Here is a 26,695-nt window from a genome sequence, read left to right on the forward strand (position 1 = left end):
ATCAACAAGCTCAAGGCCTGGCGAGGCATCGCCACTCGCTACGACAAATCACCCGAGAGCTACCTCGCCGGCGTCCATCTCCGTGCCGCAATGATCTGGATCGACGACCTCCTGAAGACCCCCGACTCATCACGACATCACACAGGCCCTAGCTCAGGTGTGGCCGGCCGCGGGCCGGGCTGGTTGCCTATCCGGCGAGGGCGAGGTTGTGCATGCGGGCGATGCCGAGCATGGCGTGGTGGACTCCGTCACCTTTGAGTCGGCAGTCGCGGAGTATCTTCCAGGTCTTCATGCGGGCGAAGACATGCTCGACGCGGGCCCGGACTTGCTTGTGAGACTTGTTGTGCGCCTGCTTCCACTCGGGCAGTTCTTCGTCTTTGCGGCGGCGGTGGGGCATGACGAGTCCGGTGCCCGGGTAGCCGCCGTCGGCGATCGTCATGGTTCTGCCGACGGCGGCTTTGGCACCGGACTCCTCCCACGCCTTGCAGTCGTTTCGGTTTCCGGCGAGCGGCCGGCCGACCGCGACGATCAGGCGGGTGTCGGCGTCGATGACGACCTGGTGGTTGGTGGAGTACCTGTAGTTCTTGGACTGCGCGGCGATGGTGTGGTCGCGGGTGGGGACCAGGGTGCCGTCCACGATGAGCACGGCGTCCTTGGCGAACCGCTTGCGGGGCTGGAGCGCGAGCATCGGCCCGAGGTGGTCGATGATGCGGTCTGCCGCCGACTTGGACACTCCGAACAGCGGGGCAAGCTGACGCATGGTCAGGTTCGTTCGCCAGTAGGCCGCGACCAGCAGGGCCCGGTCCTCCAGCGGAAGGCTCCACGGCCGGCCTCTGCGGACCGCGTCCGCACCCTCACGCCGAAGTACCGTCACCAGCTTCCCGAACTGCCGCGGGCTCAGCCCGGTGAACGGGGCAATCCAGGCTGACTCCGACGCGGTGATCACACGAGACACCGCAAGATCATCGCATTGGAAGCTGGCGGCTGTGGAGTTCAGCCAGGTTTCACAGCTCCCACCAGAGGTCGATACTCGGGTCGACTCGCTGGCGCAGGCAGCTTGAGTGCGAGTAGGTCTTCTGGCGCACACGTCCGCCTCGTCCCGGGGCAACGGCCCCAAAGATGAGCGCGGTTGCCGCCCTGTCTTGATCTAGATCGATGATTTGAAGGCAGAAACAGCAGATGGGGTTCGGGTCCAACGATGTCCTCCTGTACGACCAATGCTACGACGCCACCTTTGCAACCCGCAGACCCTACGTCGAACAGCTCGCAGCTATAGCGGGACAGCCCTTAGGCATGTCCGCCATGCTGTCGGCCAGGTGGCGCAGGCCGTCCGGCTCGGAGTACCTATCCCGGACGGCTCTGCCGAAGCCTGGAACTACTGCAAGCCGCGTGGCAGCGCCATGTAGCCGCGCCGGGCTGACTACCGGGCATCCGCCAGGTCAACCTTCTTCCGGATGGCGCGCGAAGTGCCGGACCGGTCACGCTCGGGATCGGTGACGGTGCCCTGGAGGGCGACGGGGACGGGTTACAGAAGGGGGGGCCGCGTCGGTCCGGTTCCACTGCATCCGGGACCACGGCAGGGCCAAGTGTCTCTGGTCGCAGACCTCATGAGGAGCGAGGTCTGCGAGGCGCGCTGCTTCGCGGTACCTGGCGTAGACGGTGTCGATGTAGCGATGGCCGGTGTCGGGGGCGATGAAGAGAACGGTCCGCTGCGGGGAGCGCTCGCGTTCGTTCAGCGCAGCGAGATAGCCGGCGCCGGTCGACAACCCGGCGAAAACTGCGTGTCGCCGCAGCAAGTCGACGCTGCCGGCCAGCGCTGCGGCGAAGGAGATCCAGTGCAGGGTGTCGTACATCCCGTGTGAGACGTTGCCGAAGGGAATGGAGCTGCCGATTCCGGCAATGATGATTTCAGGATCTGATACGTGCTCGGAGCCGAAAGTCACGCTGCCGAACGGTTGGACGCCAACTAGTTCGATGTCGGCCGGACCCGTACTAGCCGTGGAGTGCTCGAGATCTTCGCGCAGGTAGCGGGCGAGCGCTCCGGTGGAGGCTCCCGAACCGACTCCTCCGACGACGGTGAGCGGCTGTGCGGCGGTCGCCTGCCTGATCCGGTCGGCTATCTGACGGTAGCCGAGGTAGTGGATGTCGTCGTGGTACTGCCGCATCCAATGGTATTCGGGGTGTTCAACCAGAACCTCGTGGATTCGCTCAACGCGCCTCTTCTGGTCGAGTTTGAGATCGTCGCTTGGCTGCATCTGCTCCAAGGTCGCCCCGAGGATCTGGAGTTGTGTGCGCAGGGTGCGGTCGACAGTTGCCGAGCCGACGATGTGACATCGCATGCCGTGCCGGTGGCAGGCCAGCGCCAAGGCGTAGGCATAGATGCCGCTAGAGCTGTCAAGTAAGGTGTCCCCGCGCCGAACCACCCCGGTATCCAGCAGGTGACGTACTGCTGCCAGGGCGGAGACCACCTTCATCGTCTCAAAGCGCAGGCAGACGAGACGGTCGTCGAGCCGTATGAGGTCCGGCCTGCCGATCGACTCTGACACGTGCTGGTCCATGCAGGATCTCCTGGGTACTGGAAGTCGTGAAGGTGCGTGTGGTGGGGATGCCGAGAGAATGCAAGGCGCGTACGCAGCTCCGCAGTCGGTGCCGCAAGCCCGGCGCCGACGGGTCGAAGAGCAGACCTGCCACCGCCCCGCTGTGCGCGATCTGGACTCCGCACGCCCCGACCTTCCGGGCCGTGCCGACCAGCGCGTCGAACTCCTGGTGGCCTAATACCCGGCAGCCGCGCCAGGCGCTTGCGGTGGCGACCTCGCCGAGCAGCTGCACGTCACCGGTGGCCACGGCCCGGCGCAGCATCGTGCGGAGCCGCTCGTAGGCTCGTACCTCTCGCATGTCGGTCTCGGCGGGCATGCGAACGGGCAGGGACAGCGTGTCCACGGGTTCGCCCCCGCCGAGGGTGCAGCCCACCACGACCAGCGGCGGGAGGAACGATCCGAAAACCTCCAGGACCCGACCCTCACGCTGGGCGAACAGCACCGGGCGGCCGTCCAGCATCAGCGGATCGCAGGCCTGCTCCGCGCGTACGGCCAGCTTGGAGACCGTGTCAGGTGGCAACCGGAGGCCGTATGAGCTCGCGACCGCGCGTACCGCGGCGATCACGTCGCTGGTCGAACTGCCCATACCCAGCCCCACTGGTATGTCGCCGGTGAGCCGCAAACGCCCCCCGCAAGGCGGCTGACCGGACCGTTCGGCGCATGCCGCAACCGCGAGGACTGCGGCCCTGGCTGCTTTTGTGCGGTCGGCGGGTACGACGGTCAGTGCCTCAGCTGCCGTGCCGGTGAGGCGGACGAATTCGGCGCTGCTGCCGGGGCCGGCCATGGGCAGGGTGACCAGACCTGCGCACCGGCGTCCGTCAGGGGCGAGGAAGACGCCCTGAAGTAGCTCGCCGTGGTGGCAGGGGGCGTGGCCGGTTCCTATACCGGGGGCGGGATTCACGCGCCGTCCGCCGTTCGGTGGCGGTACCGGTAGATGACCGTCTCCTCCGCGCTGAACTGGGAGAAGGGGAACGGTTCTGCGGACAGTGCGGTCACCCCGGAGCCCAGGAAGGCACGGGCAACCGAGCTGCCGGTCTGGGCGTAGACGATCAGCGGGATCCCCCGAGAGCGGCAGCGTTCCAGGATCGTGTCGAAAGAGCCGTTGCTCAAGGTCATTCCTGTGGCGACGACAACCTCGGCACGCTCAAGTACCTCGTGCATGTCAGTGGTGACGGGATCGCCCCACTGGGTGGTCCTGAGGTTGAAGTCGCAGGGCAGTGGCGTGCCGCCGCGTTCGCGGATCGCCGCGACAAGCGGGTTGACGACCCCGATGAGGCCGACCGAGGCGCCCTCCTCGATGTCCAGGAGGCCGGCGATGGCCGCGTCCCGGGCCCTCGCCCTGACCTCCGCTGACCCCGCGGTGAGGGTGACGGGCTCGGCGGTGCCCGCCGCCCCCGCCGCGCGGTGCGGCTGAATCTCGCTGAGGTAGGCATCGAGGGCGGCGATCCGCAGCGGGCGCGGGCCCTCGCGCAGCAGTAGATCGAGCGGCGTGCCGGAGGATTCGCGGCAGATCGACGGGTCGACCTGGCCCGCTTCGAAAGCGCAGCCTCCGAAGGAGCCATTGAGGCGAACGAGGACGTACTGGTTGGAGTAAGTGGTGTCGCCGCCGGCCAAGCGCGTGCCGTGATGGACCCAAAAGACACTGGTTGCGACGAGTTCAGACGGCAACGGGCCGTGCTCGCCTGCGAGGACGGCCTCAATCAGCGCGTCGACAGTGGGGACCGCGCACGGATCTGTGGCCGCGGGTGTTGCGGCGGAGGCGGCCGGGCCGGCGCCCAGGGTGCTGGCGGAAAGGGGGTTGTGGGGCGTCATGTCGTTCCCTTGTATGTCATCAGGTCAGTAGATGTGTCGGCGGAGGAGCGCTGAGCGGTCCGCGGTAGGTGACGGCCGGGTTCCCCCAGGCGTCGGTCGAAAGTTCGGCGTCCACCTCGAAGACCTCGGCGAGGCGCTCGGAGGTCAGGACAGCGGCGGGGGTACCGGAGGCGACCAAGCGGCCGTGGTGCAAGAGCAGCAGCCGGTCGCAGTAGCGGGCGGCGAGCGACAGGTCGTGGAGGGCGACCAATACGGTCCGACCGACCCCAGTCAGAAGCTGCATCAGTTCCAGCTGGTGCTTGACGTCGAGATGGTTGGTGGGCTCGTCGAGCAGCAGCCCGTACGGCTGCTGGGCAAGGGCGCGGGCGATGTGGGCGCGCTGTCGTTCGCCGCCCGATAGGGCCTTCCACGGGCGGCCGGCGAGGGAAAGGAGTCCGACGCGTTGCATCGCGGCGTCGATCACCGCCCGGTCAGTGGTATCCGGTCCCCGCCAGCAATCGCGAAAGGGTGTTCGTCCCAAACCCACCACATCGGCGACACGGAGGTCGCTGTCCACATCCGAGTTCTGTGCGACGAAGGCCACATGGCGGGCGATGCGGCGTGCGCTCCAGTCGCCTACCTGCCTGCCGTCGTAGCGGACCCGGCCCGCATCGGGGGTACGCAGGCCGGCCAGGCAGCGCAACAATGAGGACTTGCCCGCACCGTTGGAACCCAGCAGGCCGACTGTCTCACCAGAGGCAACATCTAGGCTGACACCGCTGACGACCGGCTTGCCCCCCACCGCCCAACTCAGATCCTCGGCCGTGATCCTCACAGTTCCCCCCTTTTGCGCAGGACAAGGAGGAACAGCGGAACGCCGAGCACCGCGGTGATCACGCCCACGGGGACTTCGCGCGGAGCGAAGGCGACCCGCGCGAAGGCGTCCGAGCACACCAGGAACACTGCGCCGACGAGCGCCGTGTACGGCAGCAGAACCCGATGCAGTGGTCCGACGAGCAATCGCACACCATGCGGGACGATCAAGCCTACGAACCCGATGGCTCCCACAGTGGCCACGGCAACGGCGGTCAACGCAGCCGTGACGACGAGCAGAAGCGTCCGCGTGCGCCGTACACCGATACCGAGGGAGGCCGCGGTGTCCGTCCCGAACGCGATCCCGTCGAGGCTGTTTGAACAAAGCCACGCGATCACCACACCAAGCGGGGTGACGACGAGGCAGATACCGACCGTGTTCCAGCGTGCCGGGGCCATCGATCCCAGCAGCCAGTGGGTGACGGCTCGGGTTGTGTCCGCGTCCGCCGATGCCATGAGGACGAGCGAGGTCAGTGCCGTGAAGAGCTGTCCGACGACCACGCCGGTGAGGACGATGCGTGAGGAGTCCAGCCCGGTACGTCGCAGCAGTAGTAGAAGAAGGCCGAAGGAGAGCAGCGCACCTGCGAGCGCACCACCGGTAAGTCCCATTGCTCCCGCGCCCGCTCCGAGAACGACGACGCTGACGGCTCCCGTCGACGCGCCGGATGAGACGCCGAGCAGGTAGGGATCGGCGAGGGCGTTGCGCGTGACGGCCTGGAGTACCGCGCCGCAGACGGCGAGCGCAGCGCCGACGAGGGCTGCCATCAGTACGCGTGGCAATCGCAGGTCCCAGATGAGGGAGTCCATCAGCGGGGGCAGGGGTTCCACGTCCAGGCCGAGACGGGTGCCTAGGACGCGGGCTAGTCCGTTCCACCCCACGTCGGCGGTGCCGATGCCCACCGCCACCGCCATCGACGCCGCAAGAGCGAGACCTGCGAGGAGGAAGAGAAGCCCCCGGCATGTTGCGGAGCGGGTCAGCTGGTAGGCGATCGCGGATCGTCCGACCGCCGCGTGTGGCATCACCACCGAGTGGCCGACCGGGCCCCGGGATGCCACGGTCCCGCGGGAGGCCGGCAGCAGGATGTCCGGCGGTGGGTCAGCGCGCATGGCCGAGGTCCCGTACCCCCTCGGCCAGCAGCCTCAGGGCCTGTACGGAGCGGACCGAGGGATCTAGTTCAATACCGGGCACCTCGATGACCTTGTTGTTGCGCAGCGCCGCGAGCTTGGAGACTACCGGGTGCTGCGTCATCGCCGAGAGCTTCTCGGCGGCGCTGTCACCCGGACGACCACGCTCGGAGAGGTCGCCGATGACAATGAAGTCCGGGTCCCTGCGGGCGACTTCCTCCCAGGAGACTTCCGGCCAGTCATCGTCGACGTCGTCGAAGGCGTTCTTCACGCCGACGATCCGGCTCATCTCGCTGGGCAGGCCGCTCCCGCCCGCCACGAACGGCATACCGTTGAACACGGAGTAGAGGAAGAGGACGGTAGGCCGGTCACCACCCTGGGGAACCTGCACCCCGATCTCGGTGGCCTTGACGACCGCGGCGCGCTGCTCGGTGACAAGCCTGCCGGTTTGTTCCTCGGCGCCGAAGACCTTGCCAAGCTTCTCGTAATCGGAGAAGAGCAACTCGAAGGGGGTCGTGCCGACGGGGCTGTGCTCCGGGCAGTCCACGGCGCTGACGAAGGTGGGAACGTCGAGTGCTTCCAGCTCTGCGCGGGTGCCGGCCCTGTCCTCGGTGAACAAGTCAGCGGATCCGGCCATGACGAAGTCGGGGTTTGCCGCGCGCATTTGCTCACCCGTGGCGATCTGGGGAGCGATGACCGGCACCTCGGCATAAGCGGCCTCATACGGAGCGGGAATCTTCGTCTTGAGATTGGCAGTGCCTGCCATCGCCTCCTGAAGTCCGAGTGCGAGCAACGTCTCGGTCGAGACCTGATCCAGGGTGACGGCTCGTCCCGGGGTCTGCGAGAAGGACAACTGACGACCGCAGCTGTCGAAGAGGGCGGTGGGGGCGGTTGCGTGTGGCGCGCCGCCCTGCGGTGGAGAGCCGGTGCCGACTGCTGTTGAGCAAGCCGTGGTGGCGAGGGTGAGGACCAGGGCGATGCCGAGGCGGACGGGCTGGCGCATGAGTTCTCCGCTCTGGGAGGGCAGGGGCTTGGGGCTTGTCGTGCACGGTGCAAGATGTGGCACTGGTGACACTATAATGGTTATCGTTTTCATTAACTACCTGGGGGGGGACGGTCGCCGAACCGCTGCCCCGCCCTCGAAGGAGCTACCAGTGGCGACGACACCCGCCCCCACCCCGGCCAAGGCCGGTACACCACCGCAGCGTTCGATCCTCCGCGACACCTCATTCCTGCGGTTGTGGGCGGGTACCACCGCCTCAGGCCTCGCGACCTGGGCCCTGCCGTTCGTCCTTGGTCTGGCCGTCCTGCACCGCCAACTCGGCCCCGCCGCCCTCGGCCTGCTCCTCGCCGCGCGCACGGTCGGCTTCCTCGCTGCCGTTGCCGTCGGCGGAGTGCTGGCCGACCGGCACTCCCGGCGTGCCGTTGTCCTCTGGTCGGCCCTTGCAGCCGCGGCCGCCGCCCCGCTCCTCACCGCCGGACTCGGCCGCTCGCTCGTACTGATGACGACCGGAGCGGTGCTGGCCGGCGCGGGTCAAGGCGCGTGCCGCCCTGCGTTCCAGGCCCTCACCGCCGAGACCGTCGATCCCGGGCGCCGACAGGAGGCCAACGCCGCGATGACCCTCGCGGTCCGCACCTCCACCCTTACGGGCCCCGCACTGACTGCCATGCTCGCGGCCGTTTTCGACATCCGGACGCAACTGCTCGGCATAGGCCTGCTCTGGCTCGTCGCCGCCCTCATCCCGGGCAAGGGCGCCAACGAGGTGGCCGCCGCGGAGCCAACGGCTCGCGCCGGCCTTCGTGCGGAGTTCCTCGACGGAATACGCGAGGCACGCCGCCACCCCTGGTTCCTCGCCGGGCTCGCCGCCCTCGGAGCGGTCATCGCGCTCGGCTACTCCGCAACCAGCGTCGCGCTGCCCATGATCAGCCGGTACCGCTACGACACTCAGTGGATGCTCGCGGCGGCCATGACCGCGTACACCGTTGGAGCGCTCGCCGGGGCACTGGCCACTGCGCGCCTACGGCCACGCTCCCGGGGCTGGGCTGCCTTCGCGGGGCTGGCGGCGTACGGCGTCGCGCCGCTGAGCCTGGTACTGCCCGTGCACGCGGTAGTGGTAGTTGCCGCGTACGCGGTCGCCGGCATCGGCATCGAGCTGTTCAACGTGCCATGGTTCACAGCCATTCAGCGCGAGGTCGCCCCGGACAAGCTGGCCCGAGTCTCGTCGCTGGACTTCCTGGTGTCCTACGGCCTGGCGCCAATCGGCTTGGCCTTGATCGTCCCGGCCATCAACGCCTTCGGAGTCACGGCCGTCCTCTCGACATGTGCTGCTGCCTGCTTCCTCGTGCCGACTGCCGCGGCGTTCGTACCTACAGCCCGCCATTTCGGTCCTACGGTGCCGGAAACAGGCAAATAGGCTGGGCGGGAGAGGTAAAGCAGCCGCCCCCCTCCTCCGGTTCTCGACCGGACCAGGAACCGACAGCTGCTGACCAGTGCGGCAGCGCCGACCTGACTGTCGACCCAGGCGGGGTCTTCCGTCACCGGCTGCGCTTCGGACGGCTCGGTTGAATGCATGCGTGACGACGGCCGTGGCCGCCCGCGGTCAGCTTCGTCGCTCGTCAGATACGGCAGCTGTAGATAGCTCTGTCTGTGTTCATCCCGGCTGGTCAGCGGCTTGATGGGGGTGGGTGCGGGCGTGAGGACGGCCGCCTCGATCATGACGTGGTGTGACTCAACATCAGAACGGGACGGCCGTTTCGACCACGGTAGACGATGCGGGCCATGACAGGGCGTTCGAGGGTTTGTTGGCCTCGGTGTCCGACTGCTTCGCCCGCTCCGAGAGCAGGGAGAGAGACGTTCGCGCGGATGACTCGGGGCATGCTGATGGAGCTCGAGGACGTGAACTGCTGGAGCTTGGCCGAAGCGATCGGTGAGCGGGGCCCGCACCGCCTGCACCATCTGCTGTCCCGTGCGGTGTGGGACGAACAAGCGGTGCTCGAGCGGACGGCGGCCTGAGCCGTGGACCTGCTCGACGACGGCGACGGGGTCCTGATCGCGGACGAGACGGGGGATGCGAAGTCCTCGACCGACGCGGTAGCCGCGGCCCGCCAGTACTCCGGCTCGGTCGGCGGCGTGGATCTGTGCCAGGTCGCCGTGCACCTCACCTTCGCCACACCGGCCGGCCACTGTCTGATCGATCGACGCCTGTACTTCACCAAGGAGTGGGCCGACGACAAGGAGCGCCGAGAGTTGACCGGTGTCCCCGACGCACTGTGCTTCGCCACCAAGCCCGAGCTCGCGGCCCACATGCTCCGCACCGCCTGCCGGCAGGGCATATCCGCCTCATTCTTCCTGGGGGACGGGTCTAAGGAGGGCGGGAGCTGCGTACCGCCTGCCGCCAGCTGGCCTGGGTTATGTCGTGGGAGTCCGCTCAAATCACGATGTCGCCACCCCGGCCGCGAAGCTGAGCGTGACCCAGGCCGCCGCCCGGCTGCCGAAGCGGGCCTGGCATCGGATGCGGACCGGCGCCGGCCAGAAGGGCGTCCGGGACTACGACTTGGCGATGATCGAGGTCACCGCCGACGACACCCCCGACGGACACGACCGCGATGCGGGGACGTCCGTCTTGCTGGTCCGCCGGCACCGCTACACCCGCACCGTGTCCTACTACCGTTGCTTCGCCCCCGGGCCGGTGACACTGGCGAGACTGGTGACACTGGTATGCCGCAGATGGCGGGTCGAGGACGACTTCCAGGACGCGAAGGAGATCTGCCACCTCGACAAGGGCCAGGTCACCTGCTGGAACTCCTGGCACCGCTGGAGCGTGACCGCCCTGGTCGCCTACGCCTTCCTGGCCGTCACCGCCACCCTCGAACGTGCCGCCCAGACCGGCCGCAACGATCCCGCCGAGGCCGACCTCATCCCCCTCAGCAGCCACGAACTCCTCCGCCTGCTACGGGCCTCGATCCTTCCACCGTCCCGACGAGACCGCGACCACCTCCTGTGGTGGTCCACCTGGCGCCGCCGCCATCAACACCGCGCGCGCCTTTGCCACCGGAACTGGCACACGTACGCCGGCACCACACCATGATCAGAAAACTCAGCAGCAGCTACTGAACTTGGCTGTGACGGCTGCCGCTGGGATGCCACCCCGCACGATCCCGTCACCCGCGTCCGGCTGCAAGATGTCGGGCACGTCAAGGTCCACCAGCACCGGCCCGTGGTCGGCAAGGTCAAGACCGTGTCGGTCAAGCGCGAGGGAGGGAAGTGGTTCGTCGTTCTCACCGCCGAGCAGGCCCGGCCCGAGCCACTGCCCGCGACTGGCAGCGTCGTCGGCATCGACATGGGCATCGCCAACTTCCTCGCCGACTCCCACGGGACCTTCGTCCCCAGCCCGCGCACGGCCGCACCAACGCGGACCGGCTCGCCGCCGCACAGCAGGCCCTCGCCCGGTTCCCCCGAGTTCGCCGCGACAAGCGCACCACAAACCACCGCCGGACCGTTGAGAAGGCCGCGAAGTTGCACGGCAAGGTCCGTCGCCAGCGGCTCGACCACGCTCACAAGACCGCGCTGGACCTGGTCCGCGAACACGACTTCATTGCGCACGAGGATCTCAAGATCCGCAGCATGGTCAAGACGGTCGCGCGGAAGCCCGACCCCGAGCAGCCGGGCAGCTTCCTGCCCAACGGGGCCGCCGCGAAGACCGGCCTGAACCGCTCGATCTCCGATGCCGGATGGGGGGGGGTGTTCCTCGCGATCCTGAACGCGAAGGCTGAGAGTGCCGGGCGGGAAGTGATGGCCGTGGACCCCCGCAACACCTCCCGGCGGTGCCCCGGATGCGGGCACACCGCCAAGGAGAACCGGCCTACACAGGACGAGTTCCACTGCCAGGAGTGCGGCCACGCCGACACGGTGGGTGCTGTCAATGTCCTCCGGGCCGGGCTGGTCCATCGCGGGAGCCTCAACCGGCATAGCGAGAAGCCCCCTCATTTATGAGGGGGAGGAGTCACTCCCGGCTCTCCCTGCTGAAGTTCGCCCACATCAATGTTTATCTGGACATGTTGCAGAACTGATATTGGGGAACCGCCGCAGGACGGCTATGGCAGCATGTGGCCATGCCCTTCCCGCACCCTGACGGCGACTACGCGATCACCGTGATGTACTCGGTCCCGGACGACGCCTGGTATCTGAAACTGCACCTTTTCGACGATCAACGAGCTCTTGTGACCGCTGTCGTCCCCGACAAGGAGCCGGTGCGGGAGCCGATGCTGTGCTTCGACCCCCAGCGCGGACACTTGGACATCCCCTACGAGGTCATGCGCTGGTTCATGGACCAGGTCGAAGAGGAGATCCGCACGTCCCGCGCCTGGATGCGGCTGCGGCCCGAGCTCGTCGAAGTCATCCACCGGCTGCGGAGGGAGTACCTGGGTGCCATCGATGATCACGACTTTCCCCGTGTTCTTGCGGAGGTGCGCACTGCGGTCCCAGCGGCCGACCTCCCCGCCGTCCTCGCGTCGGCGTTCGGGCGGAAGCCAGACGGCACCCCCGTAAGTCCCTGACCGCGTCGCGACGGGACGTCAATGCGCCGTCTCGAGAAGGAGATCACGTACCCCCGAGCGTGTCTGAGGCAGTGGGCTCACCGAGTTCGGCGAGGAGCCAGCAGATCCGGCCGGAGATCGCGGTGTGCCTTTCGACCTCACGGGGCCAGCCGCGTTCCCCTGCGTCCTGGACCAGCTCGTGCTCGCGGACCAGCCGCTCCCGCAGCCGCGGAACGTACTCGCTGGTGGTGAAGAACTTCGAACGCCGCAGGTAGAGGTTGTATTCGCACGGCCCTTCGGCCGGGGTGCGCAGGCGGTGGCCGAGTTCGAGTTCGGTCTTGAAGAAGTTGGTCTTCAGCCAGTCCTGCTCCTCTCCGCCGCCCCGCGTGGCGCCCGGCTCGCCCGACGCCTCGCCGGGCCGCAGCTGGCGGCCTGGGGGATCCCGCACGGCTGCGCACTCGCCGAGGACGTGGAGCTCGTGGTCGGGGAGCTGGCCGCCAACGCCGTCCTGCACGGGCGGGTCCCCGGCCGGGACTTCGAGATCAGGCTCGGCTACGACGGTCTGCGGGTCCGGGTCGAGGGGAGCAACGCTCGGGGCGACCGGATCCCGCCGCCGGAGCCGCCGGCCGTCGATCCCTGGTCGGCGGAGCACGGGCGCGGGCTGGCGCTCGTGCAGGCCGTGGCGCGGGAGTGGGGCGTCGCTCCGCGCGGGCGGGCGGCCCCGGGAAGACGGTCTGGGCGCGTCTGTGACCCGGTACCCGCCTGCCCGCCCCGACCGCAGGGCCCGTTGACGTGGGCGCGGGGGGAACGTCGTCGTGACTCCTCCCCCTCATAAACGCCGATCAACAGCTTGAAGGGCGTCAGCTCCCGTTGCCTGCGCGCCGAGTACACCGGCCGGATCAACCGGACCGGCATGGGCTCGGTGTTCCGGTCCCGCTCGTACTTCGCGGGCTCTTGCGGCGGTGCACCGCTGACCGTGATCCGCCAAGTACATCGAAGGACAGAAACGGCCTATCTGGCCGTCACGACGGAGGCGCAGAGCACTCCGGCGCTCCGCGCCTCCGGGCTCAGGATGCGTTTCCCTCCCCAGCTAAAGCAGGGGATACCCGCGCAAGATCAGGGATGGGGCCATGTCGAACGGGGCGGGGAACGGGGAAGCGAGCGGTCCGCCGTAGTGCCCGCGGTGCGGGACGGAGGACACCGGGGCGGTCCCCGACGGCAACGGGTGTCTGCACTTCATCGAGGGCACCGTGATCGCCGTGGTGGCCGGGGCCGCGGGCAAGTACTACGCCGACGTCCGGGCCTGGCCTTGGCTCACGGCGGGCGGGGCCGTCGTCGCGCTGCTCGTCTTCGCCGGGACCATCGCCGTCATCCGCGGGGAGCACCGGGACCGGCGGCGGGCCCGGTAGGCCGCGGACCGCGCCGCCGCGATCGCCGCCGGCGGCCCCCCGCCGCTGCACCCACTGCGGGGACGCCTTCACCATCGGGGACCCGATGGCTACCTAAGGTTTTCCGCGACCAGCTTCTCGAAGGCCTCCGGGGTGATCGAGTCGATCCCCTGGCCGGAGTTGACCGTGATCTTCTTGCCGTTGATGGAGACGTCCGGGGTCCCCTTCATGCCCTGGTCGTAGAAGGCCTGGCCGACCTTCTCGGTCCACGGCATGTAGGTGAGTTCCTTGACCGCCTTGTTGAAGGCAGGCGTCCGCAGCCCCGGGACCTGGTCCGCGAGGTCCAGCAGGGTGGCGGTGGAGCCGAACTGGTCGTCCGACTCCTTCTCCGGATGGTTCTTGTAGAGCACCTGGAGGTACTCCATGAACTTCTCCGGGCTCTCGTTCACCGCCGCGCCCAGCGCGTTGACCGCACGCTTGGAGCCCTTGCCGCCGCCCAGCGCCTTGTCCAGGAACGTGGCGAAATGGTACTCGACGCGGTACGTGCCCGCGTCCGCCTGCTTCTTGAAGGTCCCGCCGAGGCCGATCTCGACACCCGCGCAATAGGGGCAGCGCGGGTCGAGCCAGACAGAGAGAACGTTCTTCGCGTCGGCCTTGCCGTACGGGATCACGATCCCGTCCTTGCCGGTGGTGTTGGCCGGCTGGACGAACGGCTCGCCGGCCGCCTCGTACTCCGGGCCCGAGGACTTCGCGGCGTAGAGGCCGATGCCGACCGCGACGGCCAGTACGGCGACCAGCGCGCCGCCGATGAGCACACGCCCGCGCACCTTCGCCCGCCAGGCCTGCGCCTCGCGGTCCGCGCGCAGCCGGTCGCGGGCCTCGCGCCGCTGGTCCTTCTCACTGGTTGCCATCCTCTCAGGATAAACATCCCAGAGCGGTCAAGTGTGTGCCATTGGGCCATTTGGGCCGGGACTTAAGGCCTGGGCGCATTTGTGCACACGGGACCGGTGAAGACGAGACGAGTGACTCCTCCGCCTCCTGAAGGAGGGGGCTTCTCGCTATGCCGTGTTGGCGTAGTGACGGACCAGCCCGGCCCGTAGAACGTTGACTGCGCCCACCGTGTCAGCGTGCGCCGAGTGGCCGCAGGCGATGCAGTGGAACTTGTCCTGTGTGGTCCGGTTCTCCTTGGCGGTGTGGCCGCATTCGGGGCACCGCCGGGAGGTGTTGCGGGGGTCCACGGCGATCACTTCCCGGCCGGCGCTTTCAGCCTTGCTCGTGAGGATCGTGAGGAACACCCCCCATCCGGCATCGGAGATCGAGCGGTTCAGCCCGGTCTTGGCGGCGGCCCCGTTGGGCAGGAAGCTGCCCGGCGTCTCGGGGTCGGGCTTGGGTGCGACGGTGCGCACCATGTTGCGGATCTTGAGGTCTTCGTGCGCGATGACATCGTGTTCGCGTACCAGGGCGAGGGCGGTCTTGTGGGCGTGGTCGAGTCGCTGACGGCGGACCTTGCCGTGGAGCTTGGCGACCGTCTCCACGGCCCGGCGGTGGTTCGCCGTGCGCTTGTCACGGCGGACGCGGGGGAACCGGGCGAGGGCCTGCTGTGCGGTGGCGAGACGGGCCGCGTTGCGGCGGCCGTGGCGCGGGTTCGGGACGAAGCTGTGAGCTTCAACCCGTGGCCGTGGTGCTGAATCCGCGGCGGCGGGCGGTGGCCTGCTACGTACGGGATGTGGGTGGGCAGGTGTCGATCACGGCTACCTGGAGTCCGGCCGCGTCACTCAGGACCAGACGCTCGGCGGCGGCCGGGACCTGTCCGTACCGGTCCCGCATCCCCCGGCCCACGCAGACTTCGCACTCGGTGCAGGAGCCGGCGGGCAGCGGCGGACGTCGCACGCCGGGCGGCGCTCGCCTCGCGGGGCGAGCGCCGCATCACCCGCGGCCTGCTGTGGTGCCCAGATCACCGTGGCCTTCGGCCTGTCCCTTGCGACGCCGCAGGACCCGGCCCCGCTCGCGCGCCGTGGGGTCCGCGCCTCCGGCGGCGCCTGAGCCGCGAACGAGAGCGGCGCCCGCGCGTGCCCACCCGGTCCTCCGGCGTCCCCTGCGCGGAGGACCGACCGGGGGATTCCGGCCCGACGCACGGCCGGGATGCTGGAGGACATCACGCTTCCTCGAAAGGAACTACGGCATGGGTCCCCAGCTGTCCGCCCCGTACGCACCCGCACTTCCGCTCTCCGCGCGGCCGGTCTGCGACTCCCGGTGCACGGCGTGCGACGACCGCCAGGCTTGGGAAGTCGCCACGTACACGGTGTCCGGAGCGTCCCAGGCGGACCAGGCCGCGGCTTCTTTGGGCGGAGAAGCGCACGTCCACTATGTCGCCCGCGGCGACCTTCTGGCGGTGGTCGTGCCCGCCCGGGCTTGAGCCGGACGCCCGGCCGAAGGCGGCACCACCGGTCCGACCGGTGGCGCCGCCTTCCGGTGCGTCGGGACACGGCTCGGCGGGGTTCGGGCTAAGGCTACGTGCGAGGTCGCTCTCCCCCGCCTGCCGTCTTGGGGTCGTTCATCCCTCCATGCACTGGGCCGTACCCGGCAGCGCGCGGCGCATGCCGCCCTCTTCCAGTTTGAGGCCCTCGTGCGTGCGTGCGTTCACGTCCGAGAACCTCCGACTGGAACGGAATCGTCCCTGCACGACCCGAACGCACCGCGGGAAGAGGCCGAAAACGCGCTCGACGCCTCGGAGGCCGCGTCGGCCCCGCAGGAGGTCTGGCGGGTGAAGTTCCTGCTCCGGGACATCGCTTACGGCGAGCCGACGTCTCCATCACACGCATCGGCGCCGACCGCACCGGTGACAAGGAGCTCCTGCACCCCTGATGGAACCTGGCACTGCCATGCAGCAGCCGGGCGCACCGGCCTGTTGCCTGCCGGCGAGGTCGACGACGCCCGGTGGGGGATCGCCCCGTACGGTCTGGAGCGCTGCTGGCGAGCCTAGCCAAGTGCCGCGCCCGGGGGGGGCCTGCCCGCTTCGGAGCGGTCACTGCTGTCGTCGCACGTCATCGCCGTGATGGGCGGGGTCACCGACCGCCTGAGCGCACTCGAGTGCGCTTTCTCCGCCGTCGAGCAGAGTTGGCGGGTCCTGCGGGCCGCGGAGCACACCGCGAGGACTTGCGGGACCGCCGCCCGCCGTACGGCTTGGGGCCCCAGCTAGGCGCGGTGTCGTCATGTCCTGACATCCCTGCGGCCAGGCCCGGTGTCCGCCACCGGGGCCCGCCCGGATACCCTCGCCTGCGGACACACCCGCCTGCGGTCCGTCGGACGTCCGGACACGCGCCCGCCCTAGCGCGCCGCAAGCGCCCGTGCCACGGCACGCGCTCCGGCGACTGCACGCGCCACGGCCGCCTGCCGGTGCGGCGAGCGGCCCAGACCCGGGAGTCGGGACCTCAGGCGTCTCCGCTGCGCTCGCCCAGTACCACCGTGACACTGCGGGTCCGGCCGTCGCGGACGAACTGCACCTCGGCCCGGTCGTGAGGGTGGTGTGACCAGACAGCGCTCATCAGCGCAGGGCCGTTGGCGATGGCTCGGCCGTCGAGGCCGGTGATCACGTCCCCAGGTCGCAACCCTGCCTTCTCGGCCGGGCCGCCGAGGACGAGGGACCGGCTCGCCTCCTTCGAAGGCTCCGGCATGATCTGGACGCCCTTGCCGTCGTACTTGCCGCTCACCGTGAAGCCGAGCTGGGCATACTGGGCCTTGCCGTGCTCCAGGATACTCTCGGCGACCCACTTCGCCTGGTTGACGGGGATGGCGAAGCCCAGGCCCACGTTGCCGGGTTCAGCGCCCTCCGGTGTGGCGGCCGTGCTGATGGCGGAGTTGACCCCGATGACCCGGCCCGCGTCGTCGAGCAGCGGACCCCCGGAGTTGCCGGGGTTGATCGGGGCGTCGGTCTGCAGGGCGTTGAGGTAGGCCGCCGCCGTGCCGTTCCGCGTGGTCACCGGACGGTCCACGGCGCTGAGAATGCCCGAGGTGATGGTCCCCGCGAGGTCGAAGGGGGCGCCGGCCGCGACGACAGGCTCCCCGACCACGGCCCCGTTCGAGTCACCGAGCGGCAACGGAGCCCCCGGCCGGTGCGGCCCGTCGAGCTTGACCACCGCGATGTCGTAGCCCGTGGCCACGCCCACGACCGACGCCGGGCTGCTGCTCCCGTCGGCGAAGGTCACAGTGAGCTTGCCTGCTTTGCCGTCGGGTGCGACGACGTGGGCGTTGGTCAGGACGTGGCCGGCGGAGTCGAAGAAGAAGCCGGTGCCCACCGCCCGGACGCCGGGCCGGTTCACCTCGATCGTCACGGTGCTCCGCAGTGCCTCGGCCGCGACTCCGGGTACCGGCCCCGCGGCCTGCGGACCGGCGGTCCCGAGCGTCATCGTCTGCCCGGTGGAGCGGAACACGACCGTCGTGCCCAGGCCCGGCGCCCGGGAACCAATCAAGCCACCCACGGCTCCGGCGAGGAGGGCAACACCCACGCCGATGACCAAGAGATACCGGGTGCGCAGCGCCCGCTTGGATACCGGACCCCGCACCGCAGCCCGTTCCGCCGCGGGTCGCACCTCGGGAGGAGCCGGTACCGCGGATGCCTGGGGGGCGGGCGCCTCCGCCGCTGGAGCCTCCGGGGCGGGATGTCTTGCGCCCGGGGCCTCTTGGGCGAGCGTCTCCCGGGCTGAACCCTCCGGGGCGGACGTCTGAGGGGCGGAGGTCTCCTGGGCGGCGGGCTCCGAGACCGGGCGCGCCTGGGCCGGAGACTCCAAGGCGGGTGCGTCCAGGACGGGCGTCTTTCCAGCCCGGGCCTCCAGAGCCGGGGACGCCGGGGGCGGGGGCGGGGGCGGCGCAGCCGGGGCTGTTTCCGGGGGCGCCTCCGGGACGCGCTTGTCTTCGGATGAGCTCACCGGGACCTGCCTTCCTCGGCCCGTAGGGCGGGCACGGCACTGGAGTGGTAGGCCCAGCCTATTCAGCGCGCGGGCCCGCCTCCTCCCCCGACCGGAGGGTCATACGGAGGAACTCCCCCTCCCCCCGGACGCCGTCGGGACACGACGGTGTCGGGGCCGCCGGACCACCCCGAGGCTCAGGACACCGTGAGCGTCGCCATGAGCGTGCCCGCCCGGTCACGGGCGGCCCATCCGCTCCCGCCACCGCTCCGGCCTCGCGCCAACGAGTTCCGGGGGCTCCCCGAGCCGCTGCACGGTTGCGGTGAGGTCGAAGACTCATCGATCTCCTCGTGGCCCCGCGGCCGGCAGGTGCCCGGCCAGGGTTATTTCCTGTGCGCCGGCCGCCGCGAGCGGGGCGAGCGGTTCCCGGCCGATCCAGCCGTTGGGAAGCCCGCACACCAGGCGTGCGCCACGAAACGGGCGACCTCCCGGTCGTCGCCTGTGAGCGTGAGGGTCTCCCGGTTCGGCGCACGCCACCCAGCCACGGCCCGGCCCCCGCTCACCATCTCGCGCACTGCCCGCCCAGCGTCCCCGTACGTGCTGCAGCGCATGGTTTGCCCTCGCTGCGCCGAAGCCCCGGAGGCGAACGGCAACCGGGCCGCGTCGCCGACCGCGCAGCGGACCTGCGGTATGCCTGCGGGGGTATGCCGCGGCCCCCTGCACGGCCAGTCGTACGCCGTCGTAGCCCAAGCCGCACCCGGCATCCAGGATCCGGTCCCCGCTTCCGCCCGCCGGAGGCCCCGCGCGGGCTCGTCCTGGTAGGCGGCGAGACAGCGCATGCCCTCGAGCTTTCGCAGGCACGAGGAGAGCGACGACACGTCGGCCGCCTCGACCTCGCGGAAGGCGCCCGCCGGCTACGTCCCCACTTGCCGCACGCTCCCGTCGGCGTCTGGTGTGTACGCATCAGGGCTGGTCGGCATGGTCGCGCCCACCCCCTCCACCCGCGGCCCGACCCGGCCACCGCCGGGCGCGCCTCCGGTCCCAGTCGCCGCGAGCCGCTCTGCAGACCGGAGCGGTGCCTCGTGGCGGGCCGCAGCGCCGGGCCCCCTCGCTAGCCTTGTGGACACGGTGAGCGCTCCTGCAGTGGGGCCTCCTGCCGCCCCGCCCCCGTAGCTCAGTGGACAGAGCAGGCGCCTTCTAAGCGCTTGGCCGCAGGTTCGAGTCCTGCCGAGGGCGCTGTCCGAGCCCTGTGATCCGGCGTGCTGGAGGATTGATGAACTTGCCGGCGGTTCGCCGCCCTCAAGCAACTCCTCCCGTGGTTCAAGTCGCACGGCTACGGCTTCTCCTTCCCCGCCCAGGCGGCGCCCTGAACCCACCGGCTGCCTCGGCGACAGTGCGGTACGCCGCGCGGGTCCGACTTCCAGCGGTTCAGCCGCGACCCGGCAGCTCCGGTAACCGAGTTCGCGCAACTCGGCTCCAGAGCCATGGGCGTTGTGGCCGTGCACATCCGTCGAGCAGCGCCTGCCGGGCGCGGTGGCCGCTGTCCCCTCCCTCCTGAGGCGACAGCCGCCCCGGAGGATCGTGAGGCCGGGCACCGGGCGGGCACCAGCCGGCAGCCCCTCTCCTCCGATCGGAGGGCGGGGCACGGGCCGCCGCAAGGGCCGACGGGACGACCTGCGCACCGGCACGGCACGGCCAGGATGGCAATGTCCGGACGGCCCTGCCCCCCGAGAGAAACGCCGGAGCCCGCAGATGAAGAAGTCCTCCACGACCACGACTGCCGTGCTGGCGGCGGGGGTGTGCGCCGCGGTCGCGGTCGGCACCCTCGTGCTGCCAGGTTCCGGCGGCTTCGGCGGGCCGCCGACGGCGGCCGGAAGCTCGTCCCGGGAGCACGCGGTACGCATATCGTTCAGCCCCGCCAACGGCGCCACCGCTACCCGGCCCCTCGACGGCGCCGAGGTCTCGGTGAGCGGTGGACGGCTGGACTCGGTGACGTTGACGCCGCAGGCCAAGGGCGCCGATGCCGTCGGCACCCTCTCCGCGGACGGGACGCGCTGGTCGTCCGGCGGAACGCTGGCTCTGGGCACCGCCTACACCCTTCACGCGGTCGCACAGGACGGAAGCGGTCGGGGCAAGGCGGTCACCGAGGACTCGACGTTCACGACGCTGCCCGCCGCGAACGCCCTGCGCGCAGGGGTCGTCCCGGCGGCCTCGTCCACCGTAGGGGTCGGCATGCCCGTCTCCATCACGTTCGACAAGCGGGTCCAGGACGAGCAGGCCGTCCAGCGGGCCATCAGCGTGACGTCCAGCAGCGGAAGGCCGGTGGTCGGGCACTGGTTCGGTCCGACCCGGCTGGACTTCCGGCCCGAGTCGTTCTGGAAGCCGGACTCGAAGGTGTACGTCCGGCTCGCCCTCGACGGCGTAGCGGCGGCCCCCGGCGCCGTAGGCGTCCAGAACACGTCCTACGACTTCACGGTCGGCCGGTCCCAGATCTCGACGGTCGACGCCTCGAAGTCGATGATGACCGTCGTACGCGACGGGAGGGCGCTCAAGGAGCTGCCGGTATCGACCGGTTCCCCGGACCACGCGACCTACGACGGCACGATGGTGATCTCCTCGAAGAGCCCGGAGGTCCGCATGAACGCGGCCACCGTCGGCCTGACCGGCCCGGACGGGAAGCCGGCCTACGACATCCCGGACGTCCCGCACGCGATGCGGCTGAGCACCTCGGGCACCTTTCTCCACGGCAACTACTGGACTCCCGCATCGGTGTTCGGCGAGACGAACACCAGCCACGGCTGCATCGGGCTCAGGGACGTCCAGGGCGGCGGGGATCCGAACACTCCCGCCGCGTGGTTCTACGCCAACTCCCTCGTCGGCGATGTGGTGACCGTGCACAAGGCCGGTGGCGGCACCATCAAACCCGACAACGGTCTGAGTGACTGGAACATGAACTGGTCGCAGTGGAAGGCAGGCTCGGCCCTGGCCTGAGCCCCGGCACGGAACGGCCCCGGAAGGACCGGCCCGCCTCTACGGGAGGCGGGCCCCTTCCGGGGCCGTCGGCAGTGCGCGTTCCTGACCTCAGTGGCGGCGTCGGGCCGCGATCAGCAGGGCTGCGCCGATCCCGGCGGCGCCGAGGCCTCCCAGACCCCACCACAGCGCGTTGCTGCCGGTGGCGGCCAGGGCCTGGTCGAGCACGGACTGCTCGCTGTCACCGCCGGCACTGTCACCACCGTCACCGTTACCGCCGTCACCGCCGGAGGAACCGGTGGAACCGCCGCCGGAGCCGCCGCCGTCATTGGAGGGATCCGCTCCGTCGTCGGGGCTGTCAGGGGTGCCGGGAGTACTCGCAGTGGCCTTGACCACGGCGCTGGCGCAGATGTCCTGGCACTCCTGCGGGTTCGCGGCCTGCGAATGGACCGCAAGAGCGTTGAACGGGAACTCCTTGGCCTTGTCCGGGGTGAAGGTCAGGGTCAGGGTCCTCTCCTCGCCGGCCTTCAGGTCCCCGGCGTTCCAGGAGCCGAAGCCCGGTGTCCCGCGCTCCCCGTTGAAGTTCTTGCCTCCGTCGTGGAGCAGTCCCTTCACGGCCGGCAGGCCGAGCTCGACAACGGTGCCACGGGCCGTGGAGGGGCCTTCCTTGTTGGACACCGTGACCCTCACCTTGGCCTCCTCGCCCACCTTGACCTCCTCGGATCCCTCCGGCACCGTGATCGCGACGTCGAGACCCGCCACCTGCTGGACCTTGATCGAGTGCTTCACCGGCTGGCCGATCTTGTTGCCCTGGTTTTCGTCCAGCGGAGTCCTCGACTGCTTGACCGTCACCGTGTAGTCCAGATTGTCATGGTCCGGGAGCACCGTGCCCGTGAGCTTGAGCACCGCCTCGCCCCCCGAAGGGATGTCCGCCGGCTTCCACATCCCGTCCTCGAACGTGCCGCCCTGCTCGTCGACGGCGGCCGGTTCGCTGACACCCGCAGGCACGGGAGCCTCGATCTCCAGTCCCTTGGCCGCCGACGGCCCGGCGTTGGCCGCCTTCACCGTCCACGTCACGGGCTGGCCGGGAAGCGGCGGATTCGCCTTGCCCCGGTCCGCACTCACCTCCACGTACGCCGCGGCCCGCTGGGCCACGTTGAGCTCGTGCACGGCCATGTGTCCTTCGATGGTGTTGCCGTCGTCACACCCGGCGAAGCCACGCAGGTCGGGAGTCTCTTTACTGGCGCCCGTCACACATACCCGGTGCCCCGACCCGTCCTGGTCAGCCGGCACGAGGCCTTCCACCGTCAGCACGGCGGTCTTCTCCTCCCCGACCCCAACGCTCGGCACGGTCCACACTCCGTCGGTGTAGTAGGTGCCCGCCGGACCGCCCCACCTCAGCTGTTCCATGCCCGCGGGCATGACATGACTGATCTGCACTTCGCGGGCGGTGGACGGCCCGTCGTTCGTTACGGCGATGCTGTACTTGACCCGATCACCCGGGGTGTAGGGCCCGGCGTCAGGGGCCGCGCCGTCGACCGACACACCGACTTTCAGCTTGGAGTTCCGGTTGACGTGGACCTGCTTGGTGGATTTATTGTTTCCCGCAGCCGTTTCCTGGAGGTCCCCGTACGACACGATGGAGGCCTCGAGGTTCACGGCTTCTTCCTCGGCCGGAACGGTGACGGGAAGCGTCAGGGTCGCACTTTCCCCGACGTCCACTCCGTCGATGGTCCAGACTCCATCCGCGGAGCTGTACTCCCCATCGACCTTGCTCTCGTCCAGGACCACGCCCTGCGGCAGAGGTACGTAAACCTCGACCTCTCCGGGGCGAGCAGGGCCAGCATTGTCGAGTTTCACCGAAAGAAGTACACTCTCGCCGGGGTTCACTCGCTCTCCGTCCCCCACGGACGTCTTCCCGTCAGCCCTCAGAACATCAGCCCGCACCCCCAGGTCGATATTCTTGGTGGCCTTGCTCTGATAAGTATTGAAGTTATTCGCCCCGTTCCTGTCGATACTGAGGGACGAGAGGTCGACTCTCGAAAAGAGGGGACCGGCGGAGTCTATCTCACCGGTGAACCGGAAATCCTGGGACTTACCACTCTCCCATGGGTTCACCGTGCATTCGAGCCGCTGGGCCTTGTCGTTCCTCTCGCAGGTCAGACCCTCCGATTCGACCGGTTTGAATGTGCTCCAGTCCACCGTTGAGGGCTTGTCGATTTTCAGGAGCACGCCACGCGCCTCCTGCGGACCGTTGTTCTTGACCGTCAGAGACAGATCGGCCATTTCGCCCTTCACGTACTCCTCTTTCGAGAAGCCGCTGCCTTCCTCGAGCCCCATGTCCGCGGACGCGATGCCGAATTTAACCTCTGGGAACGGGACGGTCGCGGACGCATAGCCCTCGCCGCGACCCGCGTGTTTCAGGACCGGCTTGTGGGCGAACTCCCCGCCCATGACGGCAACCTGGTCCCGGTCCGTGATTCTCACGTCATAGGTGACCTTGTAGTGGTCCTCTGCCACCAGCTCACCACCCTTGCCGGGTGCGGCACCCGCCCCGACGGGAATCGCCAGGACACCGTTCGTCACGTTCACCTGACCGTCGGCGAGGGCGATCAACTGCGGCTTGCCGTCCACCATGCGGCTGACCTTGGCGGTGCCGTCGACGTACGCGATGCCCTCGGGCAGAGCCACACTGAAGATCGCCCCCTTGACGGGAACTCCACCGCCGTCGTAGATATTGGCGGTCAATGCGCGGTCCTCACCGACCTGGACCGGTGCGACGGGCTCGACTTCTCCGGTGACCACCGGAGCATATTCGACCTTAAGGTTGTCTACATTCACATAGGCGTCCGAGGAGATTTCCAGACGTGTCTTGGTCTGACCGGCAGGGACCAGGTACTCGCCGGCAAAAGTCTTCCAGTCAGTGTCGGACTGGGCCACCCCCGGAGATCGACCCTTCTCTCCGCTCGGGTCGCTCGCGTCGGAAAATATGGTATGCAGCGCCGATAACCCGCTATAAGCGGCCTTCCGATGGTCGACGCTATAGCGCAAAATGGTTCCAGGGACAGTGTCGAACTCTTGGGAGATCCCCCTGCTGCTGGCAAAAGCGGCGAACTGAGTACCCTCGGGAGTGTCGCCAAATCCGTACAGCATTATTTGCTGCGCATCCCCCTGCCATCCCTCCGGAAGCTTCAGAGAAGCGCCGGTGACACGCGGTTTCTCAAAGCCACCGTTCTGTATCTCCGGCCTTTCTGGAACTACCGCGGCAGCCTTCTCCTCGCTTTCCGCGCTCGCATACTGGAGTGCAAACGTGGACATGAGCACCGACGCAGCTCCAGCCGCCACCCATGCCCCTTTCCTGGAAGCCCGATGCCTTCTGCGGACCATACGAGTAGCCCTCCATTTCCTGTGTGAGAGTGAGGAACAGAGGCTCATACTGCGAGATCCACGGATGCCACGCAGGTACCGGACGGGTAAACCATCAGGCAGGCCGAGGCGCGGCAGCGTCGAAGTCTTTGTCAACCCCCGAAGAGATCGACTCTCATGGGCCCAATCAATGCCCGTCTGGCTCCGCACAGTTCGGGCGCCGACGGACAGGATGGTCACCGAACGGAGGCCTCCCCGTGAACAGCTCGACCAGGGCGCGTATCCGCGTCCTGACTGGATGCCCCCCGTCTACCGCGACGGGGTGCGCCGGGAACTGGAGGCCGACGAAGGCTCGGCGAAGTCCGCGTCTGCCAGGGCGATAGGGAGGCCCTGTCCGCCATCCTGGAGGTCGACGCCGACGTAGCCCTGCTCGACCGCCCACGGCTGCGCGGAGCGCACCGACCCCGCACGCGCCTACTCCGGCGGAGGCCTCGCCGACGTCCAGACCTCACACCAAGCGGACCTCGCGTGTATCGCCGCATACCTCCTGCTGCTGGCGGCGGACACACCCGGCTGCCGGTGCGCACGGTCGACGAGAACCACGTGGCGGTCCTGGCCTTCCTCGTCCTGACCTGCCTGGCCTGCCTCGTGGTGGCCCGGCTGTACCAGGACCGGTCGGTTCGGATCCACCAGCTCACCTGCGAGCGGGCGCAGTCGCCGGCCGAGGTCATGTCCGCCGAGGAACGTGAGCGTGCTGCCGTCCACCGCAGTCCATCCTGGCCGTACGGCTGGAGCTGGGGGCGCCCCAGCGGCTCGCGGGGCCCGACAGCGTCGCGACGGCAGGCGTCGGACTGCTCGACTCTCCCGGCGACTGCGCGACCTCACCGCCGAGCTGCACCCGCTCATGCTGGACGCCCATGGCATCGGACATATTTTGAACCTGCTGGGCAACAGCACGGCGGAGCGTGCCGACCTGCACGGCGACCGCGTGGTCACCGTGGGCCACGACACCGAGTCGCCCGACCGGCACGAGAGCATCGTCTTCACCGCCGCCCGTGAACTCCTCAACAACGTGGTCCAGCACTCCCAGGCAACCCGGTCCGGCGTCTCACTGGTGGGCGATGCGGGGGTGTGGCCGCTGGACGTCCGTGGCGACCGCGCGGCCCCCGCCTGCCGTGTAGGCGCCCGCCTCGACCCGCTCGGGAACCGGCAAGCCAAGCCGCCGCTAAGGGAACCGCAGCGCCCTGACAACCGTCCGCCGGACACCCTGGGAGTCCGTATGCCCGCTCTTCTAAGCACGCCGGGTCCGCCCGGCAGTTTGGCCAGTCCTTGCCTCTCTCCGCCCCGCCCGGCCGCCGGCGCCGGGCCGCGTGCGCCCCGGAGCCCGAAACTCGGGCCCCACGGCTCGGGCACGGCAGGGCGGAACGGCGGCGCCTGGCCCGGCGCGTCCGCAGGCGCCGGGCCGGCCGCACGCCGCGCCGGATCGCCGCCGCCCTGTGCGGCAGCATCGCCCTGACCCTGCTGCTCAAGACGTTCGCCGTGCAGGCCTTCGTGATCCCCTCGGGCTCGATGGAGCCGACGCTGCGGGTGGGCGACCGGGTCCTGGTGGACACGTTCACCCCGTGGTTGGGGGGCGTCCCCGCCCGCGGCGAGGTGGTGGTGTTCACCGATCCCGGTGGCTGGTTGCCGCAGCGCCTGGTGGCCGGCGGGGAGCGGGGGTTCCCGGGTGACGGACTGCTCGGTTCGCTGGGACTCGTCCCCGCGGATGACGGGAGGACCTTGATCAAACGCGTCGTCGCGGTGGGCGGCGACACCGTCGAGGGGGATGCGTACGGACGTGTACGCGTGGACGGTGTGCCGGTCGAAGCGCCCGGCACCGACGGCGGGGCCGTCCGCAGCAGCACCCCGTTCCATGTCACCGTGCCCACCGGCCGGCTGTTCGTCCTGGGTGACAACCGGGGGAATTCGGCCGACTCGCGGGCGCACCTCGACAACGGCTACGGGGGGTCGATACCCAAGGACGCCGTCGTCGGGGAGGCCCTCGCGGTGGTCTGGCCCCTTGCGCACGGGCGGACGCTGTAGGCCGCTCCCCCGGCCGGCCCCTCCGATCGGTGGAGTACCGGCGCCCCTCACCGGACCAGCATGG

General features: G+C 69.3%; 19 protein-coding genes, 1 tRNA gene and 5 pseudogenes. 14 read left to right on the plus strand and 11 right to left on the minus strand.

Going from position 1 to position 26,695, the window contains the following annotated elements; genetic code table 11:
- Positions 1 to 126, plus strand: a pseudogene (locus OTB20_RS36600) (IS5/IS1182 family transposase); the annotation flags it as partial.
- A gap of 61 nt (positions 127 to 187) precedes the next feature.
- Here the strand turns inward: OTB20_RS36600 and OTB20_RS36605 are convergent.
- From OTB20_RS36605 to OTB20_RS36635, 7 genes are all read right to left on the minus strand, one after another.
- The gene (locus tag OTB20_RS36605; RefSeq protein ID WP_267824255.1) at positions 188 to 955 is read right to left on the minus strand and encodes an IS5 family transposase; all 768 of its coding nucleotides are present in this window, start codon (positions 953 to 955) and stop codon (positions 188 to 190) included.
- Between the two features lie 523 nt (positions 956 to 1,478).
- Positions 1,479 to 2,558, minus strand: a complete 1,080-nt coding sequence (locus tag OTB20_RS36610; RefSeq protein ID WP_267824256.1) for a pyridoxal-phosphate dependent enzyme — start codon at positions 2,556 to 2,558, stop codon at positions 1,479 to 1,481.
- Entirely contained in the window at positions 2,479 to 3,381 is a 903-nt protein-coding gene (locus tag OTB20_RS36615) for a GHMP kinase (protein ID WP_420716564.1), read from the minus strand. The genes OTB20_RS36610 and OTB20_RS36615 overlap by 80 nt, the downstream gene beginning before the upstream one ends.
- Before the next feature lie 113 nt (positions 3,382 to 3,494).
- Entirely contained in the window at positions 3,495 to 4,301 is an 807-nt protein-coding gene (locus OTB20_RS36620) for a Rossmann-like domain-containing protein (RefSeq protein ID WP_267824282.1), read from the minus strand.
- A gap of 127 nt (positions 4,302 to 4,428) precedes the next feature.
- Positions 4,429 to 5,223 carry an ABC transporter ATP-binding protein gene (locus OTB20_RS36625; RefSeq protein ID WP_267824258.1) on the minus strand — a complete coding sequence of 265 codons (795 nt, stop codon included), beginning with the start codon at positions 5,221 to 5,223 and terminating at the stop codon, positions 4,429 to 4,431.
- Positions 5,220 to 6,368: a FecCD family ABC transporter permease gene (locus OTB20_RS36630; RefSeq protein WP_324290462.1), complete on the minus strand. Its 1,149-nt coding sequence runs from the start codon at positions 6,366 to 6,368 to the stop codon at positions 5,220 to 5,222. The genes OTB20_RS36625 and OTB20_RS36630 overlap by 4 nt, the downstream gene beginning before the upstream one ends.
- Positions 6,358 to 7,389 carry an ABC transporter substrate-binding protein gene (locus OTB20_RS36635; protein WP_267824259.1) on the minus strand — a complete coding sequence of 344 codons (1,032 nt, stop codon included), beginning with the start codon at positions 7,387 to 7,389 and terminating at the stop codon, positions 6,358 to 6,360. Before OTB20_RS36635 ends, OTB20_RS36630 begins: the two co-directional genes overlap by 11 nt.
- Before the next feature lie 151 nt (positions 7,390 to 7,540).
- Here OTB20_RS36635 and OTB20_RS36640 point away from each other — a divergent pair, with 151 nt between their 5' ends.
- The 9 genes and pseudogenes from OTB20_RS36640 (at position 7,541) to OTB20_RS36675 (ending at position 13,330) form a co-directional block, all read left to right on the plus strand.
- On the plus strand, positions 7,541 to 8,800 hold the full coding sequence (locus tag OTB20_RS36640) for an MFS transporter (RefSeq protein WP_267824260.1): 1,260 nt from the start codon (positions 7,541 to 7,543) through the stop codon (positions 8,798 to 8,800).
- A gap of 461 nt (positions 8,801 to 9,261) precedes the next feature.
- Positions 9,262 to 9,399, plus strand: coding sequence for a hypothetical protein (locus OTB20_RS36645; protein WP_267824261.1), 138 nt, complete (start codon positions 9,262 to 9,264; stop codon positions 9,397 to 9,399).
- A 3-nt stretch (positions 9,400 to 9,402) separates the two neighbouring features.
- Positions 9,403 to 9,687: pseudogene (locus OTB20_RS42950) on the plus strand (transposase); the annotation flags it as partial.
- 115 nt (positions 9,688 to 9,802) lie between these two features.
- Entirely contained in the window at positions 9,803 to 10,474 is a 672-nt protein-coding gene (locus OTB20_RS36650; RefSeq protein ID WP_267824262.1) for a hypothetical protein, read from the plus strand.
- 36 nt (positions 10,475 to 10,510) lie between these two features.
- Positions 10,511 to 11,379, plus strand: a pseudogene (locus OTB20_RS36655) (RNA-guided endonuclease InsQ/TnpB family protein); the annotation flags it as partial.
- 119 nt (positions 11,380 to 11,498) lie between these two features.
- Positions 11,499 to 11,942, plus strand: a complete 444-nt coding sequence (locus OTB20_RS36660; protein ID WP_267824263.1) for a hypothetical protein — start codon at positions 11,499 to 11,501, stop codon at positions 11,940 to 11,942.
- Positions 11,943 to 12,237: 295 nt separating this feature from the next.
- Positions 12,238 to 12,756 carry an ATP-binding protein gene (locus OTB20_RS36665; RefSeq protein WP_324290463.1) on the plus strand — a complete coding sequence of 173 codons (519 nt, stop codon included), beginning with the start codon at positions 12,238 to 12,240 and terminating at the stop codon, positions 12,754 to 12,756.
- Positions 12,757 to 12,762: 6 nt separating this feature from the next.
- Positions 12,763 to 12,934 (plus strand): annotated as a pseudogene (locus OTB20_RS36670) (IS200/IS605 family transposase); the annotation flags it as partial.
- 237 nt (positions 12,935 to 13,171) lie between these two features.
- Positions 13,172 to 13,330 carry a hypothetical protein gene (locus OTB20_RS36675; protein ID WP_267824264.1) on the plus strand — a complete coding sequence of 53 codons (159 nt, stop codon included), beginning with the start codon at positions 13,172 to 13,174 and terminating at the stop codon, positions 13,328 to 13,330.
- Positions 13,331 to 13,419: 89 nt separating this feature from the next.
- On the opposite strand, the gene OTB20_RS36680 is transcribed toward OTB20_RS36675, so the two are convergent.
- Together OTB20_RS36680 and OTB20_RS36685 are read right to left on the minus strand one after the other, a co-directional pair.
- Positions 13,420 to 14,220, minus strand: a complete 801-nt coding sequence (locus OTB20_RS36680) for a thioredoxin domain-containing protein (protein ID WP_267824265.1) — start codon at positions 14,218 to 14,220, stop codon at positions 13,420 to 13,422.
- Positions 14,221 to 14,367: 147 nt separating this feature from the next.
- Positions 14,368 to 14,961: pseudogene (locus OTB20_RS36685) on the minus strand (RNA-guided endonuclease InsQ/TnpB family protein); the annotation flags it as partial.
- A gap of 530 nt (positions 14,962 to 15,491) precedes the next feature.
- Between OTB20_RS36685 and OTB20_RS36690 the strand changes: the two are divergent.
- Positions 15,492 to 15,725 carry a hypothetical protein gene (locus tag OTB20_RS36690; protein ID WP_267824266.1) on the plus strand — a complete coding sequence of 78 codons (234 nt, stop codon included), beginning with the start codon at positions 15,492 to 15,494 and terminating at the stop codon, positions 15,723 to 15,725.
- 1,015 nt (positions 15,726 to 16,740) lie between these two features.
- Here the strand turns inward: OTB20_RS36690 and OTB20_RS36695 are convergent.
- Complete coding sequence (locus OTB20_RS36695) at positions 16,741 to 17,814, minus strand: S1C family serine protease (RefSeq protein ID WP_267824267.1); 1,074 nt, start codon at positions 17,812 to 17,814, stop codon at positions 16,741 to 16,743.
- A gap of 1,562 nt (positions 17,815 to 19,376) precedes the next feature.
- On the opposite strand from OTB20_RS36695, the gene OTB20_RS36700 reads away from it, so the two are divergent.
- Both OTB20_RS36700 and OTB20_RS36705 read left to right on the plus strand, forming a co-directional pair.
- A tRNA-Arg gene (locus tag OTB20_RS36700) sits at positions 19,377 to 19,449 on the plus strand.
- 516 nt (positions 19,450 to 19,965) lie between these two features.
- Positions 19,966 to 21,204: a L,D-transpeptidase gene (locus OTB20_RS36705; protein ID WP_267824268.1), complete on the plus strand. Its 1,239-nt coding sequence runs from the start codon at positions 19,966 to 19,968 to the stop codon at positions 21,202 to 21,204.
- 90 nt (positions 21,205 to 21,294) lie between these two features.
- Here OTB20_RS36705 and OTB20_RS36710 read toward each other — a convergent pair whose 3' ends face one another.
- Positions 21,295 to 24,501, minus strand: a complete 3,207-nt coding sequence (locus OTB20_RS36710) for a hypothetical protein (RefSeq protein WP_267824269.1) — start codon at positions 24,499 to 24,501, stop codon at positions 21,295 to 21,297.
- A gap of 1,377 nt (positions 24,502 to 25,878) precedes the next feature.
- Between OTB20_RS36710 and lepB the strand changes: the two genes are divergently transcribed.
- Positions 25,879 to 26,631: a signal peptidase I gene (lepB, locus tag OTB20_RS36715; RefSeq protein WP_267824270.1), complete on the plus strand. Its 753-nt coding sequence runs from the start codon at positions 25,879 to 25,881 to the stop codon at positions 26,629 to 26,631.
- The last annotated feature ends 64 nt before the right edge of the window (positions 26,632 to 26,695 follow it).

It is taken from the genome of Streptomyces sp. H27-H1, from assembly GCF_026627445.1.
Taxonomy (GTDB): domain Bacteria; phylum Actinomycetota; class Actinomycetes; order Streptomycetales; family Streptomycetaceae; genus Streptomyces.

Coding starts and splice junctions, on each gene's coding strand:
- OTB20_RS36610 (WP_267824256.1), bottom strand. CDS start 2,558: ATGGACCAGCACGTGTCAGAGTCGATCGGCAGGCCGGACCTCATACGG.
- OTB20_RS36615 (WP_420716564.1), bottom strand. CDS start 3,381: ATGGCCGGCCCCGGCAGCAGCGCCGAATTCGTCCGCCTCACCGGCACG.
- OTB20_RS36630 (WP_324290462.1), bottom strand. CDS start 6,368: ATGCGCGCTGACCCACCGCCGGACATCCTGCTGCCGGCCTCCCGCGGG.
- OTB20_RS36635 (WP_267824259.1), bottom strand. CDS start 7,389: ATGCGCCAGCCCGTCCGCCTCGGCATCGCCCTGGTCCTCACCCTCGCC.
- OTB20_RS36645 (WP_267824261.1), top strand. CDS start 9,262: ATGCTGATGGAGCTCGAGGACGTGAACTGCTGGAGCTTGGCCGAAGCG.
- OTB20_RS36660 (WP_267824263.1), top strand. CDS start 11,499: ATGCCCTTCCCGCACCCTGACGGCGACTACGCGATCACCGTGATGTAC.
- OTB20_RS36680 (WP_267824265.1), bottom strand. CDS start 14,220: ATGGCAACCAGTGAGAAGGACCAGCGGCGCGAGGCCCGCGACCGGCTG.
- OTB20_RS36690 (WP_267824266.1), top strand. CDS start 15,492: ATGGGTCCCCAGCTGTCCGCCCCGTACGCACCCGCACTTCCGCTCTCC.
- OTB20_RS36705 (WP_267824268.1), top strand. CDS start 19,966: ATGAAGAAGTCCTCCACGACCACGACTGCCGTGCTGGCGGCGGGGGTG.
- OTB20_RS36710 (WP_267824269.1), bottom strand. CDS start 24,501: ATGTCCACGTTTGCACTCCAGTATGCGAGCGCGGAAAGCGAGGAGAAG.